The organism is Azohydromonas sediminis, assembly GCF_003574675.1.
GTDB classification, from domain to species: domain Bacteria; phylum Pseudomonadota; class Gammaproteobacteria; order Burkholderiales; family Burkholderiaceae_C; genus Calidifontimicrobium; species Calidifontimicrobium sediminis.
Map to the genome: position 1 here is coordinate 12,463 of NZ_QOAZ01000040.1, position 15,793 is coordinate 28,255.

13 protein-coding genes are annotated in these 15,793 nt (G+C 72.3%); 5 read left to right on the forward strand and 8 right to left on the reverse strand.

Going from position 1 to position 15,793, the window contains the following annotated elements; translation table 11 throughout:
* Nucleotides 1-62: 62 nt before the first annotated feature.
* The 8 genes from DRV96_RS15750 to DRV96_RS15790 form a co-directional block, all read right to left on the reverse strand.
* Nucleotides 63-1,826: an ATP-binding protein gene (locus DRV96_RS15750; protein WP_119292888.1), complete on the reverse strand. Its 1,764-nt coding sequence runs from the start codon at nucleotides 1,824-1,826 to the stop codon at nucleotides 63-65.
* Between the two features lie 78 nt (nucleotides 1,827-1,904).
* The gene (locus tag DRV96_RS15755; protein WP_119292890.1) at nucleotides 1,905-2,390 is read right to left on the reverse strand and encodes a thioesterase family protein; all 486 of its coding nucleotides are present in this window, start codon (nucleotides 2,388-2,390) and stop codon (nucleotides 1,905-1,907) included.
* Nucleotides 2,387-3,262, reverse strand: coding sequence for a beta-keto acid cleavage family enzyme (locus DRV96_RS15760; RefSeq protein WP_119292892.1), 876 nt, complete (start codon nucleotides 3,260-3,262; stop codon nucleotides 2,387-2,389). The genes DRV96_RS15755 and DRV96_RS15760 overlap by 4 nt, the downstream gene beginning before the upstream one ends.
* 8 nt (nucleotides 3,263-3,270) lie before the next feature.
* Nucleotides 3,271-5,529: an ATP-binding protein gene (locus tag DRV96_RS18775; RefSeq protein WP_272867958.1), complete on the reverse strand. Its 2,259-nt coding sequence runs from the start codon at nucleotides 5,527-5,529 to the stop codon at nucleotides 3,271-3,273.
* Nucleotides 5,530-5,699: 170 nt separating this feature from the next.
* Complete coding sequence (locus tag DRV96_RS15775; RefSeq protein ID WP_210757074.1) at nucleotides 5,700-6,530, reverse strand: enoyl-CoA hydratase/isomerase family protein; 831 nt, start codon at nucleotides 6,528-6,530, stop codon at nucleotides 5,700-5,702.
* Nucleotides 6,527-7,681 carry an acyl-CoA dehydrogenase family protein gene (locus tag DRV96_RS15780; RefSeq protein WP_119292894.1) on the reverse strand — a complete coding sequence of 385 codons (1,155 nt, stop codon included), beginning with the start codon at nucleotides 7,679-7,681 and terminating at the stop codon, nucleotides 6,527-6,529. The genes DRV96_RS15775 and DRV96_RS15780 overlap by 4 nt, the downstream gene beginning before the upstream one ends.
* Before the next feature lie 16 nt (nucleotides 7,682-7,697).
* Entirely contained in the window at nucleotides 7,698-9,308 is a 1,611-nt protein-coding gene (locus tag DRV96_RS15785) for an acyl-CoA carboxylase subunit beta (RefSeq protein WP_119292896.1), read from the reverse strand.
* Nucleotides 9,309-9,310: 2 nt separating this feature from the next.
* Nucleotides 9,311-10,201, reverse strand: coding sequence for an SDR family oxidoreductase (locus tag DRV96_RS15790; protein WP_119292898.1), 891 nt, complete (start codon nucleotides 10,199-10,201; stop codon nucleotides 9,311-9,313).
* A 143-nt stretch (nucleotides 10,202-10,344) separates the two neighbouring features.
* Between DRV96_RS15790 and DRV96_RS15795 the strand changes: the two genes are divergently transcribed.
* From DRV96_RS15795 to DRV96_RS15815, 5 genes are read left to right on the forward strand one after another with little or no spacing between them, the layout of a single operon-like run.
* Complete coding sequence (locus tag DRV96_RS15795; RefSeq protein ID WP_119292900.1) at nucleotides 10,345-10,641, forward strand: SCP2 sterol-binding domain-containing protein; 297 nt, start codon at nucleotides 10,345-10,347, stop codon at nucleotides 10,639-10,641.
* 33 nt (nucleotides 10,642-10,674) lie between these two features.
* Nucleotides 10,675-11,160, forward strand: coding sequence for a MerR family transcriptional regulator (locus DRV96_RS15800; RefSeq protein WP_235823439.1), 486 nt, complete (start codon nucleotides 10,675-10,677; stop codon nucleotides 11,158-11,160).
* A gap of 37 nt (nucleotides 11,161-11,197) precedes the next feature.
* Entirely contained in the window at nucleotides 11,198-12,337 is a 1,140-nt protein-coding gene (locus DRV96_RS15805) for an acyl-CoA dehydrogenase family protein (protein WP_210757076.1), read from the forward strand.
* Between the two features lie 13 nt (nucleotides 12,338-12,350).
* Nucleotides 12,351-13,556: an acetyl-CoA C-acetyltransferase gene (locus tag DRV96_RS15810; protein ID WP_119292907.1), complete on the forward strand. Its 1,206-nt coding sequence runs from the start codon at nucleotides 12,351-12,353 to the stop codon at nucleotides 13,554-13,556.
* 10 nt (nucleotides 13,557-13,566) lie between these two features.
* Nucleotides 13,567-15,702 (forward strand): 3-hydroxyacyl-CoA dehydrogenase NAD-binding domain-containing protein, encoded by a 2,136-nt coding sequence (locus tag DRV96_RS15815; RefSeq protein ID WP_119292909.1) that lies wholly within the window; start codon nucleotides 13,567-13,569, stop codon nucleotides 15,700-15,702.
* Nucleotides 15,703-15,793 lie beyond the last annotated feature (91 nt).

Genomic DNA, 15,793 nt, shown 5'->3' on the forward strand with positions numbered 1-15,793 from the left:
GCGGCGCGCGTAAGGCTCGCGCGCGACACGGCAGGGGTCGGCGCCGCGCTGGCCGGGCGCGATCAGAGGTGCTCGGCGATGACCTTGCGCAGCGCGTCGCGCGTGTACGGCTTGGCCAGGTAGCCGTCCATGCCGGCGGCGTACGCGCGCTCGGCATCGGCGTCGAACGCGTCGGCGGTCAACGCGACGACGGGCACGCGGCGGCGGTGTTCGCGTCGCTCCCATTCGCGCAGCGCGCGCGTGGTGGCGTAGCCGTCGAGCACCGGCATCTGGCAGTCCATCAGCACCAGGTCGACGTCGTGCGACGCGAGCAGGTCGAGCGCCTGGCGGCCGTCGGCCGCCTCGATCACGTCCAGCCCGAGCGAGACCAGCATCTCGCGCGCGAGCAGGCGGTTGACCGCGTTGTCCTCGGCGACGAGCACCGTACCGGACAGCACGTGGTCGTCGGGCAGCGCGCCCATCGCCGAATCGGTCGGCGCCAGCTCTGCGCCCGACGTGTCCAGCGGCAGCGCGAGGTCGAACCAGAACACCGAGCCGCGGCCCGGCTGGCTGCGCACGACGATGCGCCCGCCCATCGCTTCGACGATGCGCTGGCTGATCGCCAGCCCGAGGCCCGTGCCGCCGCGCTGCCGGCGGCTCGAGCTGTCGACCTGGTAGAACGGCTCGAACAGGTGCTCGAGCCGGTCGGCCGGGATGCCGATGCCGGTGTCGCGGACCTCGACGCGCACGCGGTCGCCGCTGCGCGCGAGTCGCAGCGTCACGGTGCCGTGGTTCGTGAACTTGATGGCGTTGCCGACCAGGTTCAGCAGCACCTGCTTGAGCCTCTGCGCGTCGACGAGCACGCGGTCGGGCACGTCGGGCTCGATCTCGAGTTCGAGCGCGAGTCCCTTCGACTGCGCGTTGGCGCGCAGCAGCGCGGTGACCGAGCCGGCCAGCGCGTGCAGCGACGCCGGGGCCGGCTTCAGCGCGAGCTTGCCCGCCTCGACCTTGGCGTGGTCGAGCACGTCGTTGATGATCGACATCAGCGTCTCGCCGGACGAAGCGGCCGTCCTGACCAGCCGCCGCTGGTCGGCGTCGAGCGTCGTGCGCCGCAGCAGGTCGAGCGCGCCGAGCACGCCGTTCATCGGCGTGCGGATTTCGTGGCTCATCGTCGCGAGGAACTGCGACTTGGCCATGTTGGCGGCCTCGGCGGCTTCCTTGGCGCGCCGCAGCGACGCCTGCGCGGCGTCGGCCTGCAGCCGCTGCCGGATCGCGTCGCTGGCCACGCGGCGGAACTCGGTGGCGGCGCGCTGCATCGTCAGCCCGAACAGCACGATCAGCACCGCCAGCGGCACGGCGCCCTCGGCCGCACGCATCAGCGTCGCGGCGAACAGCGACCCCATCAGCGGAACCGCGAGCATCAGGTAGCTGCGCCGCACGAGCGACATGAACAGCGCGGCGATGGCCGCCGAGCCGCAGCCGATCACGAGGTAGGCGGCTTCGAGGTGACCGCGCAGGTTCGGGAAGATGCCGAACGTCGCGATGGCCCACATCGCGCCGGCGAGCGCCGCATTGCCCTCGACCTCGACGATCGCGCGCTGCATCGCCTCGGGCGGCAGCGGCTCGTCGCGCCGGTAGCGACGGGCCGTCGACCAGCGCCACAGCCCGACGGTGAGTCCCAGCACGCCGACCACCGCGGCCACCGTGCTGCGGTCGGCCTGCACGCCCAGCCACGCGATCCACGCCACCGCGAGCAGCAGAAGCGGCACGCTGCGCGCCGCGTTGCGCAACGTCAGCCGAAGCAGCTCGTTCTGGACTGCCGCATCGGTGGACGGCTCATCGGCCATGCGGAAGGCGCGCGAAACGCCGGCAGCGGGGACAGGCCCGCAGTCTAGCGCCGCACGGCGCCCGCGGCGACCGCATCGTCACGAGATCATGTACGCCGCCGCGCCGGTGGCCACCAGCGTGCCCTGCTCGTTGACCAAGCGCATCAGCGTCGAGCCGACGCGCCCGCCGAGCCGCGTGACCTCGGCGCTGGCGACGAAGTGCTGGCCGATGCCCGGGCGCAGGTAGTCGATGCGCAGGTCGATCGTGCCCATGCGCGCGAAGCGGTGCATGATCTGCTCGGTCGTCTCGTCGGCGTGCTTTTCGCCGATGGCCACCATCAGCGCGAAGCCGCCGGTGGCGTCGAGCGTGGCCGAAATGACACCGCCGTGCAGGCGGCCGTAGAGGTAGTGGCCGACGAGCTCGGGGCGCATGTCGAACGCGAGCCGCACCTGCGGCAGCAGCTGCGTCACGCGCAGGCCGAGCACCTGGTTGAAGCTGATGCGCCGCTCGAACAGGTCGGTCAGCGCCGCGTCGAGCCGCGCCTGCTCGTCGGCGCTGCGCCGCGGGCCGGTGGCGTGCGTCATGCCGCGGCTCCTGCGGGCAGGCCGAGCAGGCGACGCGCCTCGGCGGGGCTCGCGACTTCGCGCCCGGCGCGCCGCGCGCACGCCGCGAGCGCTTCGACGAGCGCGCCGTTGCCGCTCGCGCGCGTGCCGTCGGGCAGGTAGAACGTGTCCTCGAGCCCGGTGCGCAGCATGCCGCCGAGCTCGGCCGTCTTCTGGTGCACCGGCCAGACCTCGGCACGGCCGATCAGCGTCGTCTGCCACACCGCGCCGGGCGGCGCCCAGCGCGGCAGCAGCGCGAGCAGGTCGGCGTCGCACGGCATGCCGCTGGCCACGCCCATCACGAAGTTGACCTCGGGCACGCCGCTGAACATACCGGCACGGCGGTACATCTCGACGCTGCGCACGATGCCGACGTCGAAGCACTCGAACTCGGGGTGCGTGCCGCACTCGGCCATCGCGTCGAGCATCTGCTGCACCTTGGCCACCGGGTTGTCGAACACCATCGGCGGCCAGGCCCAGGTGCCGTCGGCCTTGAGCTTGAGGTAGTTCAGCGTGCCGGCGTTGCACGCGGCGATCTCGGGGCGCACGCGCCGCAGGCACGCCACCGGCCCCGAGACGTCCTTGCCGACGACGCCGGTCGTCAGGTTGATGACGACGCCGGGGCACGCGGCGCGGATCGCGTCGCACACGGCCTGCGCGACGTCGGGGTCCCAGCTCGGCAGGTGACCCTGGCCGGGTTCCTGGCGGCGCAGGTGCACGTGCATGATGCTCGCGCCGGCGTTGAATGCGTCGCGCGCCTCGGCGGCCATCTGCTCGGGCGTCACCGGCACCGGGTGCTGCTTCGGGTCGGTCAGCACGCCGGTCAGCGCGCAGGTGAGGATGGCCTTGTCCATCGTGTCGTTCAGCCTTCGGTGTCGAGTTCGACCAGCAGCGCGCCGGCGCTCACCGCGTCGCGCACCGCGACGTGCACCGCGGCGACGACACCGTCGGTGCCGGCGTGCTGCCACATCTCCATTTTCATCGCCTCGACGCACACCAGCGGCTGGCCGGCGCGCACGCGCTCGCCGCGCTGCACCGCGACGTGCGCGACGACGCCCGCCACCGGTGCGCGCGCGCGCCGCGGGTCGCTGCCGGCATCGGCGGCCGGCAGCGGCGACGGCTCGTCGAACACGAACGCGCGCGCGCCGAGCGCGAGGTGCAGCCGCGCGCCGTCGACGACGGCCGTCGCGCGCCGCCAGTGGCCGTGCACCGCGTAGCGCAGCGTGTGGTCGCACAGCTCGATCGCATCGAAGCGCACCGCGTGCTCGCCGGCGCGCACCTCGACGCCGTCGCCGTGCAGGTGCACGCGCAGCGTGCGCCGCTCGCCGGCGTGGCTCAGCACGAGGTCGTAGGCCGCCACGCCGGCGCTGCGGTGCGCGGGGCCGTCGCGCCGCGCGAGCACCGCCGCGGCCAGCGCCCACGCGTCGTCGTCGGGCAGCGGGCGCTGCAGGATCGGCGCGCCGGCCTGCGCCCACTCGTCCAGGCGCGTCGTCGTCATGCGCGCGCCGACGACGTCGGGGTGGCGCAGCAGGTCGGCGAGCAGGCCGGCGTTGGTCGCGACGCCGAGCAGCGGCGTGTGCTCCAGCGCGGCGTGCAGGCGCCGCAGCGCGTCGGTCCGGTCGCGCCCGTGCGCGATCAGCTTGGCGACCATCGCGTCGTAGTACGGCGTGACTTCGCCGCCTTCGGCGATGCCGTCGTCCACGCGCACGCCGCCGCGTGCGCCCTCCATGGTCTCCACGCCGCCGCGTGCGCCCTCCATGGTCTCCACGCCGCCGCGTGCGCCCTCCATGGTCCCCACGCCGCCGCGTGCGCCCTCCATGGTCCCCACGCCGCCGCGTGCGCCCTCCATGGTCCCCACGCCGCCGCGTGCGCCCTCCATGGTCCCCACGCCGCCGCGTGCGCCCTCCATGGTCCCCACGCCGCCGCGTGCGCCCTCCATGGTCCCCACGCCGCCGCGTGCGCCCTCCATGGTCCCCACGCCGCCGCGCGCGCCTTCGACGGCCCCCACGCCGCCGCGCGCGCCACCGTTCGCGTCACCGTGCGGGCGCCAGTGGACGATGCGCCCGGTCTGCGGCGCGAAGCCGGCATACGGGTCCTCGGCGTACAGCCGCATCTCGACCGCGTGGCCGCTCAGCCGCACCTCGCCCTGCGTCACCGGCAGCGGCTCGCCGGCGGCCACGCGCAGCTGCCACTCGACGAGGTCGAAGCCGGTGACGGCCTCGGTCACCGGGTGTTCGACCTGCAGCCGGGTGTTCATTTCGAGGAAGTAATGGCGGCCGTCGCGGTCGACGACGAACTCGACGGTGCCCGCGCCGACGTAGCCGACCGCACGCGCCGCGGCCACCGCGTCGCGGCCCATCGCGTCGCGCCGTGCCGCGTCGACGACGGGCGAGGGTGCCTCCTCGATCACTTTCTGCCGCCGCCGCTGCACCGTGCAGTCGCGCTCGCCGAGGTGGACCGCGTGGCCGTGCGCGTCGGCGAAGACCTGGATCTCGATGTGGCGCGCGTCGTCGATCAGCCGCTCGAGCATCAGCCGGCCGTCGCCGAACGCGCTCGCCGCCTCGCGGCGTGCGCCGTCGAGCGCGGCCGGCAGCTCGGCCAGGTCGCGCACCAGGCGCATGCCGCGTCCGCCGCCGCCGGCCACGGCCTTGACGAGCAGCGGCGTGCCCAGCCGCTGCGCCTCGGCGGCGAGGCGCGCGTCGCTCTGGTCGTCGCCGAGGTAGCCCGGCGCGCACGGCACGCCGGCGCCGAGCATGCGCTTCTTCGCGCCGGCCTTGTCGCCCATCGCCTCGATCGCCTCGGCCGGCGGGCCGATGAAGACGAGACCGGCGGCCGTGCACGCGCGCGCGAAGTCCGCGCGCTCCGACAAGAAGCCGTAGCCCGGGTGGACGGCGTCGGCGCCGCTGCGGCGCGCGGCGTCGAGCAGCGCCTCGACCGACAGGTACGACTGCGCCGCCGGCGGCGGGCCGATGCGCAGCGCCTCGTCGGCCTGCCGCACGTGCGGCGCGTCGCGGTCGGCGTCGCTGTAGACGGCCACGGTGCGGTAGCCGAGGCGGTGCGCGGTGCGGATCACGCGGCAGGCGATCTCGCCGCGGTTGGCGATCAGGATCTTGGAAAACACGTCATCCCCGCGGCTCGATCGCCGCACGCTGCGCGTGCCCGGCGATGTGGCTGCGCCTCGTGTCGGCTACGCCGACACGCGTCTTCGCCGCAGCCGTGGCTGGACCCGGGCTGTCGCCGCGGTTGGCGATCAGGATCGTCGAGAAGCTCACGGCGTGCCCGTCGTTCGCGTCACGGTGCCCAGCTCGGCTTGCGCCGGGCGAGGAACGCGGCCGTCCCCTCGACGCCCTCCGGCCCATTGGCCGCGCGCGAGAAGACCTCGGCCGCTTCGCGCACCAGCGCCACCGGCGGCGTGAAGCGCGCGCGCGCGAGCAGCGCCTTCGTCGCCGAGATCGCGCCGGGCGCGCAGCGCAGGATCTCGCCGAGCACGCGCTGCAGCACGCCGTCGAGGGCATCCGGGGCGTGCACCTCGTGCACGAGGCGCAGCGCGAGCGCTGCGCGGGCGTCGAGCGTGCCGCCGGTGACGGCCAGCCGCTTCGTCTCGGCGTGCCCGATGCGCTCGACGAGGAACGGCCCGACCTGCGCCGGCACGACGCCCAGCGACGTCTCGGGCAGGCGGAACACCGCGGTGTCGCTCGCGATCGCGACGTCGACGACGCACGCGAGCCCGAAGCCGCCGCCCATCACGGTGCCCTCGATCACGGCCACCGTCGCCAGCCCCGTGTCGGCCCAAGCGACGCACAGCTCACCGAAGCGGGCGTTGACCTCGGCGATCGGGTCGGCTGCCGGCTCGAGCGGGCGCTTGTCGTCGTCGGCGCGCGACGCGCGCTCGCGCGCCGCAGCCATGTCCTTCAGGTCGGCGCCGGCGCAGAAGTGCCCGCCGGCGCCGCGCAGCACGAGCACGCGCACGTCGCCGGCGGCCTTCGCGTCGGCGAGCACGGTGCGCAGCTCGCGCACCATCGCCATCGTCATCGCGTTGCGCGCCTGAGGCCGGTTCAGCGTCACGTGCCACACCGCGCCGTCGGCGCGCACGGCCAGCGTCTCGTAGGGGCCCGGGCTCACGCGGCCTTCCCCGGCAGCGTGCCTTCGAGCTTGCAGATGATGCCGAGCATCACCTCGTCGGCGCCGCCGCCGATCGACACGAGCCGGCTGTCGCGGTAGGCCTGCGAGATCGGGTTGTCCCACGTGAAGCCCATGCCGCCCCAGAACTGCAGGCAGCTGTCGGCGACCTCGCGGCTCAAGCGCCCGCACTTCAGTTTGGCCATCGACGCGAGCCGGGTGACGTCCTTGCCGGCCACGTACTGCTCGACCGCGCGGTACGTCAGCGCACGCAGTGCCTCGACCTCGGTGCGCAGCTCGGCCAGGCGGAAGTGGATCGCCTGGTTGTCGAGCAGGCTCTTGCCGAAGGCCTTGCGCTCGCGCGTGTAGTCGATCGTCAGGTCGATCAGCCGGTCCATGCTGCGCAGCGTGCTCGCCGCGCCCCACAGCCGCTCCTCCTGGAACTGCAGCATCTGGAACGTGAAGCCCAGGCCTTCCTGGCCGATCAGGTGGCGCTGCGGCACGCGCACGTTGTCGAAGAACAGCAGCGCCGTGTCGGAGCTCATCATGCCGATCTTCTTGATCTTCTGCTTCGTGATGCCCGGTGCGTCCATCGGCACGACGATCAGGCTCTTGTTCTTGTGCGCCGGGCCCTCGCTCGTGTTGGCGAGCAGGCAGCACCAGTCGGCCTTCAGGCCGTTGGTGATCCACATCTTGCTGCCGTTGATCACGTAGTCGCCGCCGTCCTTGCGCGCCGTCGTCTTGATCGCCGCGACGTCGCTGCCGCCACCGGGTTCGCTGACGCCCAGGCACGCGACGTAGTCGCCGGCGATCGTCGGCGCGAGGAACTCGCGCCGCAGTTCGTCGCTGCCGAAGCGCGCCAGCGCCGGCGTGGCCATGTCGGTCTGCACGCCGATGGCCATCGGCACGCCACCGCAGTGGCACGCGCCCAGCGCCTCGGCCATCACCATCGAGTAGCTGAAGTCGAGCCCGGCACCGCCGTATTCCTCGGGGTACTTCAGCCCGAGCAGGCCGAGGTTGCCGAGCTTCTTGAACACCTCGTGGCTCGGGAACTCCTCGGCGGCCTCCCACTCGGCCACGTGGGGGTTGAGTTCCTGCTCGACGAAGCGCGTGACGGTGTCGTCGATCTGGCGGTGTTCGGTGGTGAACTGCATCGCGAAGTCTCCTCGTCTACATCCGGGCCACGCCGAAGGCGTTGGGCCGCAGCACGCGCCGCTCGGCCTCGGCGGCGATCGCCAGGCACAGGCCGAGCACGCGGCGTGTGTCGCGCGGGTCGATGATGCCGTCGTCCCACAGCCGCGCGGTGCCGAACAGCGCGGTGGACTCGTGGTCCAGGCGCCGGCGCAGCTGCTCGCTCATCGCCGCGAGCGCCTCGTCGTTGACCGGCAGACCCATGCGCTCGAGCTTGGCGCGGTTGACGATGTCCATCACCATCGCCGCCTGCGCGCCGCCCATCACGGCGGTGCGCGCCGTGGGCCACGCAAAGATGAAGCGCGGGTCGAAGCCGCGGCCGCACATGCCGTAGTTGCCGGCGCCGTACGAGCCGCCGAGCACGACGGTGAACTTGGGCACGCGTGCATTGGCCACCGCCTGGATCATCTTGCTGCCGTGCTTGATCGCGCCCTTGCGCTCGGCCTCGGAGCCGACCATGTAGCCGGTCGTGTTCTGCAGGAACACCAGCGGCGTGCCCGATTGGTCACACAGCTGCATGAACTGCGCGGCCTTGACCGAACCCTCGGGTTGGATCGGCCCGTTGTTGCCGATCAGCCCGACCGCATGCCCGTGGATGCGTGCGTGGCCGCACACGGTGTCGCTGCCGTAGGTCGCCTTGAATTCGAGAAAGTCGGAGCCGTCGACGACGCGCGCGATCACTTCGCGGCAGTCGTAGGGCACGCGCTCGTCGGCCGGCACGACGCCCATCAGCTGGTCGGCCGGATACAGCGGCTCGGGGGCGGCCGCCGGCGGCGGCACGGTGTCCCAGTGCAGCTTGTCGAGCAGCTCGCGCGCGATCGCGATCGCGTGCGCGTCGTTGTCGGCCAGGTATTCGCCCAGGCCGGTGACGCCGGCGTGCAGCGCGGCGCCGCCCAGCGTCTCTTCGTCGGCGTCCTCGCCGATCGCGGCCTTCACGAGCGGCGGGCCGGCGAGGTAGATGCTGCTGCGCCCGCGCACGAGCACGACGTAGTCCGACAGCCCCGGCAGGTACGCGCCGCCGGCGGTCGACGCGCCGTGCACGACCGCCACCTGCGGGATGCCCGCCGCCGACAGCCGCGCCTGGTTCGCGAAGCTGCGCCCGCCGTCGACGAAGATCTCGGCCTGGTACATCAGGTTCGCGCCGCCCGACTCGACCAGGTGCACCAGCGGCAGCTTGTTCTCGGCGGCGATCTGCTGCGCGCGCAGCGCTTTCTTCAGCCCCATCGGCGCGACGGTGCCGCCCTTGATGCCGCTGTCGCTGGCCGAGATCACGACGCGCTTGCCGGCCACGGTGCCGATGCCGGCGATCGCGCCGCCGCCGAGCACGCTCTTCTTGCCGTCGTCGTCGTGCATGCCCAGGCCCGCCAGCGGCGACAGCTCGAGGAAGTCGCTGCCGCGGTCGAGCAGGCGCGCGACGCGCTCGCGCGGCAGCAGCTGCCCGCGCTGCTCGAAGCGCTCGCGCTTGCTCGCCGACTCGGCGACGACCCTGGCCTCGAGCGTGCGCACCTGGTCGAGCCGCTCGCGCATGCGCTCGGCGTTGGCGCGAAAGCTCTCGCTGCGCGCGTCGAGTCGCGTCGCGATGGCCGGCATCGCTACTTCAGCACCTCGGGCGTGACGGCGCGGTGGAAGCCGTCGAACGGCACCGAGCGCGACTGCGCCGGCAGCGGGAAGATCTCGCTGCCCAGCGGCGCGCCGCCGTCGATCGGCAGCGTCACGCCGGTGATGAACGCCGCCGCCGGCGACAGCAGGAACACGATCGCGGCGCTGACCTCGGCCTCGAGCCCCATGCGGCGCAGCGGCACGTGTTCCTTCAGGCGCGGGATGACGGCCTTCATCGCGCCGCCGTAGGTGTCCATCCCGCTGGAGGCGATCCAGCCCGGCGCCACCGCGTTGACGCGCACTCCGGCCGGCGCCCACTCGTAGGCTGCCGTCATCGTCAGGTTGCTCATGCCGGCGCGCGCCGCGCCGCTGTGGCCCATGCCGGGCATGCCGTTGCGGAAGTCGGCCGTCATGTTGACGATCGCGCCGCCGGTCTTTTCCATGCTCTGCACGAAGACCTCGCGCATCATCAGGAAGCCGCCGGTGAGGTTGTTGGCGACGACGGCGTCGAAGCCCTTCTTGCTGATCGCCGCCAGCGGCGCCGGGAACTGGCCGCCGGCGTTGTTGACGAGGCCGCTGACCGGGCCGTGCTCGCCGACGATGCGCGCCACGCCGGCCTTGACCGCCTCCTCGTCGCGGATGTCGAACGCGATCGTGTGGCAGCGCCCGCCGTCGGCGGCGATCTCGGCGGCCACGCGCGCGAGCTTGTCGGGCGAACGGCCGCTGATCACGACGGTGGCGCCGAGCGAGGCGAGCTCGTGCGCGACGCAGCGGCCGATGCCGCTGCCGCCGCCGGTGACCCAGTGCAGCTGGCCGGCGAACAGGCCGGGGCGGAACACGCTGCGGTAGCCGCCGGCGGCGGGTGGAACGACGGGTTCGGACATCGCGGACGCGAAGGGCGTGACGGCGCGATTAGGCCCGGGGCTGACGTTAACGTCAACCGGCTGTCGCATTGGGGAATACGCGCATCGAAGCGTCAGCGGGGCGCGGCTACGATCGCGGTCGTCGCATTGCCGCTGGAGCCCGCATGAACCTGCAAGCCTGCACCGAGACGCTGCGCGCCCGCGTCGGCGAGGCGAGCGGGCTGGGCGCGACGCTGAAGTTCGACTGCGGCGACGCCGGCGTCGTCTTCATCGACGGCAGGTCGATCCCGAACACGGTCAGCAACGAGGACCGCGACGCCGACTGCACGGTCGGCGTCACGCTCGAGCACCTCACCGCGATGCTCGCCGGCGAGCTCGAGCCGGCCACCGCGTTCATGACGGGCAAGCTGCGCGTGCAGGGCGACATGAGCGTCGCGCTGAAGCTGCAGCGCGTGCTCTGAAGCGGGGGCGGGATGTCGGAAACGGCGACGCCGGTGCGAGCGACGCGTCGCCGCGGCGGTGCGGCAGCGACGTCGGCGAGGACGACGTCGAAAACCGCGCCGACCGCACAGCAGGTCGTCGCCTCGCACCGCGACGAAGCCACCGGCGAGCTTTTCGGCATCGGCGAGCTGTGCGCAGAGTTCGGCATCTCGCCGCGCGCGCTGCGCTTCTACGAAGCCAAGGGGCTGCTTGCGCCGCGGCGTGTCGGCGGCGTGCGTGTCTACACGCGGCGCGACCGTGCGCGGCTGGCGCTGATCCTGCGCAGCAAGGCGATCGGCGCGACGCTGGCCGAGATCAAGCACTACCTGGACCTGTACGGCGCGCATGGCGAGGGCCGGGTGCAGCAGCTGAAGTACGTGATCGCGCGCACCGACGAGGCGATCGCCGACCTCGAGCGCAAGCGCGAACACATCGAAGCCACGCTCGCGGAGCTGCGCGTGATCAACGCCACTGCGCGCGAACAGTTGAGCCACAAGTGAGGCCGTCGTGACGATCGAGGTCTTTGCGTCGCCGTGGATGCGCGAGGAGCACCGCCTGCTCGCCGACAGCGCGGCGCGCTTCTTCCGCGAGCGCTGGGTGCCGCACGCGGCGGCGTGGCGCGAGGCCGGCATCGTGCCGCGCGCGTGCTGGCGCGAAGCCGGCGCGCAGGGGCTGCTGTGCGTCTCGACGCCCGAGGCGTGGGGCGGCGGCGGTGGCGACTTCGCGCACGAAGCCGCGATCATGATCGAGCAGTCGCGCGCGAACCTGTCGGGCTTCGGCGGCGCGCTGCATTCGGCGATCGTCGCGCCGTACATCCTGCACTACGGCAGCGACGAGCAGAAGCGCCGCTGGCTGCCGAGGATGGCCACCGGCGAGCTCGTCGGCGCGATCGCGATGACCGAGCCCGGCACCGGCAGCGACTTGCAGGCGATCACGACGCACGCGCTGCGCGACGGCGACGACTACGTGCTCACCGGCGCGAAGACCTTCATCACCAACGGCCAGCACGCGAACCTGATCGTCGTCGTCGCGAAGACCGACCGTGGCGCCGGCGCCAAGGGCACCTCGCTGCTCGTGCTCGAGACCGACGACCCCGACGGCCGGCCGGTGGCGGGCTTCCGGCGCGGGCGCAAGCTCGACAAGGTGGGGCTGAAGGCGCAGGACACGAGCGAACTGTTCTTCGACGGCGTGCGCGTGCCGGCGGCGAACCTGCTCGGCGGGCGCGAGGGGCAGGGTTTCGTGCAGCTGATGGAGCAGCTGCCGCAGGAGCGGCTGATCATCGCGGTGCAGGGCATCGGTGCGATGGAGCGCGCGCTGGCCGAGACGCTGGCCTACGTGAAGGAGCGCAAGGCCTTCGGCAGGCCGATCTGGGACTTCCAGAACACGAAGTTCAGGCTCGCGGAGGTGCAGGCCACCGTGCTCGCCGCGCGCGCCTTTGTCGACGCGTGCATCGTCGCGCACCTGAACGGCGAGCTCGACGCCGCGCGCGCCGCGCTCGCGAAGGCCTGGGTCAGCGAGCAGCAGTGCAAGGTGATGGACGAGTGCCTGCAGCTGTTCGGCGGCTACGGCTACATGATGGAATACCCGATCGCCGAGCTGTACGTCGACGCGCGCGTGCAGCGCATCTACGGCGGCACGAACGAGATCATGAAGGAACTGGCGAGCCGGTTCATGTGACAGGAGTCTGCCGATGAGCGAGGCCTACATCTACGACCACGTGCGCACCCCGCGCGGCAGGGGCAAGAAGGACGGATCGCTGCACCAGGCCACGCCGGTGTGGCTGCTGCGCACGCTGCTCAAGGCGCTGCAGGCGCGCCACGAGCTCGACACCGCGCTCGTCGACGACGTCGTGCTCGGCTGCGTGACGCCGGTGGGCGAGCAGGGCGCCGACATCGCCCGCACCGCCGTGCTCGACGCCGATTGGGCGCAGACGGTGGCCGGCGTGACGCAAAGCCGCTTCTGCGCCTCGGGGCTCGAGTCGGTCAACCTCGCCGCGGCCAAGGTGATGAGCGGCTGGGAAGACCTCGTGGTGGCCGGCGGCATCGAGAGCATGAGCCGCTGGGCGATGGGCAGCGACGGCGGTGCGTGGTTCATGGACCCGCGCATCAACGCCAAGCTCGGCTTCGTGCCGCAGGGCGTCGGTGCCGACCTGATCGCGACGATGGAAGGCTTCACGCGCGGCGACGTCGACGCGTTCGCGCTGCGTTCGCACCAGCGCGCGGCAGCCGCGCGCGCGGCGGGCCACTTCGCGCGCTCGATCGTGCCGGTGCACGACATCGCGGGCCTGCTGATGCTCGCCGAGGACGAGACGATCCGCCCCGGCACGACGATGGAGGCGCTCGCCAAGCTCGAGCCGAGCTTCGCGGCGATCGGCCAGATGGGGTTCGACGCCACCGCGCTGCGCAAGTACACCACCGTCGAGCGCATCGAGCACGTGCACCACGCGGGCAACTCGTCGGGCATCGTCGACGGCGCGGCGCTGATGCTCGTCGGCTCGAAGGAAGGCGGCGCGAAGGCCGGGCTGAAGCCGCGTGCCCGCGTCAAGGCCGCCGCGGTGATCGGCTCCGAGCCGACGATCATGCTCACCGGCCCGACGCCGGCGGTGCGCAAGGCGCTCGCGAAAGCCGGGATGGGCGTCGGCGACATCGACCTGTGGGAGATCAACGAGGCGTTCGCGGTGGTGCCTATGAAGACGGCGCGCGACCTCGGCGTCGATCTCGACCGCGTCAACGTCAACGGCGGCGCGATCGCGATGGGCCACCCGCTGGGCGCCACCGGCTGCATCATCCTCGGCACGCTGCTCGACGAGCTCGAGCGCCGCGACCTCGCCACCGGCTGCGCGACGCTGTGCGTCGGCGGCGGCATGGGCATCGCGACGATCATCGAAAGGGTCTGAAGGGTCGACCATGAGCAACGCGATCACGATGGACGTGGGCAGCGACGGCATCGCCGTCGCGACGATGGACCTGGCGGGCCGGCCGATGAACGTCGTCGGTGACGAGCTGATGACGGCGCTCGCGCACGTCGTCGAGCGCGTCGAGAGCGACGACGCGATCAAGGGCCTCGTGCTGACCTCGGGCAAGGCCGACTTCTGCGCCGGCGGCGACATCGACCGCATGTCGAAGTGGCAGGAGCCGCGCGAGCCTTTCGAAGCCTCGATGGCGATGAAGGCCGTGCTGCGCAAGATGGAGACGATCGGCAAGCCGGTGGTCGCGGCGATCGGCGGCCACGCGCTCGGCGGCGGGCTCGAGATCGCGCTCGCGTGCCACGCGCGCATCGTGCTCGACGACCGCAAGCTCAAGCTCGGCCAGCCCGAGGTCAAGCTCGGGCTGCTGCCCGGCGGCGGCGGCACGGTGCGGCTGCCGCGGCTGGTGGGCATCCAGGCCGCGCTGCAGATCATGGGCGAGGGCGACGACATCGCGCCGGCCAAGGCGCTGTCGATGGGCCTCGTCACCGAGCTCGCGAAGGACCGCGACGAGCTGCTCGCGAAGGCCAAGGCCTGGTGCCTCGCGCACCCGAAGGCCAGGCAGCCGTGGGACGAGCCGAAGTTCCGCTTCCCCGGCGGCGACTCGCGCTCGCCGGCGGTGGCACAGCTGTGGTCGATCGCGCCGTCGGTGGCCGCGGCGAAGAGTTACGGCAACTACCCGGCGGTCACGCACATCATGTCGAGCGTGTTCGAGGGCGGCCTGCTCGGCTTCGACGCCGCGAGCGCCGTCGAGAGCCGCTACTTCGCGGCCTGCGCGATGACGCAGGAAAGCCGCAACATGATCGGCACGCTGTGGTACCAGCTCAATGCGATCAAGAAAGGCGCGTCGCGGCCGGCGAAGGTCGCGAAGACGCAGGTCAGGAAGCTCGGCGTGCTCGGCGCCGGGATGATGGGCGCCGGCATCGCCTACGTGTCGGCCAAGGCCGGCATCGACGTCGTGCTGCTCGACACCACGCTCGAACTGGCCGAGAAGGGCAAGGCGCACTCGCAGCAGCTGCTCGACAAGGCGGTCAAGAAGGGGCGCACGACGGCCGAGCAGCGCGACGCGCTGCTCGCGCGCATCCGGCCGACGACGTCGTACGAAGACCTGGCCGGCTGCGACCTCGTGATCGAGGCCGTCTTCGAGGACCGCGCCGTCAAGGCCGACGTGACGAAGAAGGCCGAGGCCGTCATCGGTGCGGGCGCGGTGTTCGCGAGCAACACGTCGACGCTGCCGATCACGGGGCTGGCGAAGGCCAGTGCGCGGCCGACGCACTTCGTCGGGCTGCACTTCTTCAGCCCGGTCGACAAGATGCCGCTGGTGGAGATCATCGTCGGCGAGAAGACGTCCGACGAGACGCTGGCGCGCGGCTTCGACTACGTGCTGCAGATCGGCAAGACGCCGATCGTCGTCAACGACAGCCGCGGCTTCTACACCTCGCGCGTGTTTGCGACCTACGTGATGGAAGGCATCACGATGCTCAAAGAGGGCGTGCACCCGCGCCACGTCGAGCAGGCCGGGCTGCAGGCGGGCATGCCGATGCCGCCGCTGGCGCTGCAGGACGAGGTGAGCCTGAGCTTGTCGCTGCACGTGATCGAGCAGACGAAGAAGGACCTCGCGGCCGAGGACAAGGTCTACCACCCGCACCCGGCCGAGGAGGTGATCCGCCAGCTGTGCGAGATCGGCCGCATCGGCAAGAAGGCTGGCAAGGGCTTCTACGACTACGGTGACGACGGCAAGCGCCTGTGGCCGGGGCTCGCCGAGATGTACCCGCCCGCCGACGAGCAGCCGTCGCAGCAGGAGCTGATCGACCGCCTGATGTTCGTGCAGGCCAACGAGGCCGCGCGCTGCCTGCAGGAGGGCGTGCTGCGCTCGGTGGCCGACGGCAACATCGGCTCGATCTTCGGCTGGGGCTTCGCGCCGTTCCACGGCGGCGCGCTGCAGTTCATCGACGCGATGGGGCCGAAGGCCTTCGTCGCGCGCGCGCGCGAACTGGCGGCGCTGTACGGCGCGCGCTTCGAGCCGGCGGCGATCGTCGTCAAGGCGGCCGAGGAAGGACGGCGGCTGGCCGGCTGAGAGCTTGTGAAGATTTGGGCAAACCCTGACAGCGGCGGGTGGGCGATGCCGTTTTTCAGGGCATGAGCACTCGATGCGAGGCGACTGACGT

Coding starts and splice junctions, on each gene's coding strand:
- DRV96_RS15810 (WP_119292907.1), top strand. CDS start 12,351: ATGAGCGAGGCCTACATCTACGACCACGTGCGCACCCCGCGCGGCAGG.
- DRV96_RS15780 (WP_119292894.1), bottom strand. CDS start 7,681: ATGCAGTTCACCACCGAACACCGCCAGATCGACGACACCGTCACGCGC.
- DRV96_RS15805 (WP_210757076.1), top strand. CDS start 11,198: ATGCGCGAGGAGCACCGCCTGCTCGCCGACAGCGCGGCGCGCTTCTTC.
- DRV96_RS15815 (WP_119292909.1), top strand. CDS start 13,567: ATGAGCAACGCGATCACGATGGACGTGGGCAGCGACGGCATCGCCGTC.
- DRV96_RS15750 (WP_119292888.1), bottom strand. CDS start 1,826: ATGGCCGATGAGCCGTCCACCGATGCGGCAGTCCAGAACGAGCTGCTT.
- DRV96_RS15795 (WP_119292900.1), top strand. CDS start 10,345: ATGAACCTGCAAGCCTGCACCGAGACGCTGCGCGCCCGCGTCGGCGAG.
- DRV96_RS15755 (WP_119292890.1), bottom strand. CDS start 2,390: ATGACGCACGCCACCGGCCCGCGGCGCAGCGCCGACGAGCAGGCGCGG.
- DRV96_RS15790 (WP_119292898.1), bottom strand. CDS start 10,201: ATGTCCGAACCCGTCGTTCCACCCGCCGCCGGCGGCTACCGCAGCGTG.
- DRV96_RS15760 (WP_119292892.1), bottom strand. CDS start 3,262: ATGGACAAGGCCATCCTCACCTGCGCGCTGACCGGCGTGCTGACCGAC.
- DRV96_RS15785 (WP_119292896.1), bottom strand. CDS start 9,308: ATGCCGGCCATCGCGACGCGACTCGACGCGCGCAGCGAGAGCTTTCGC.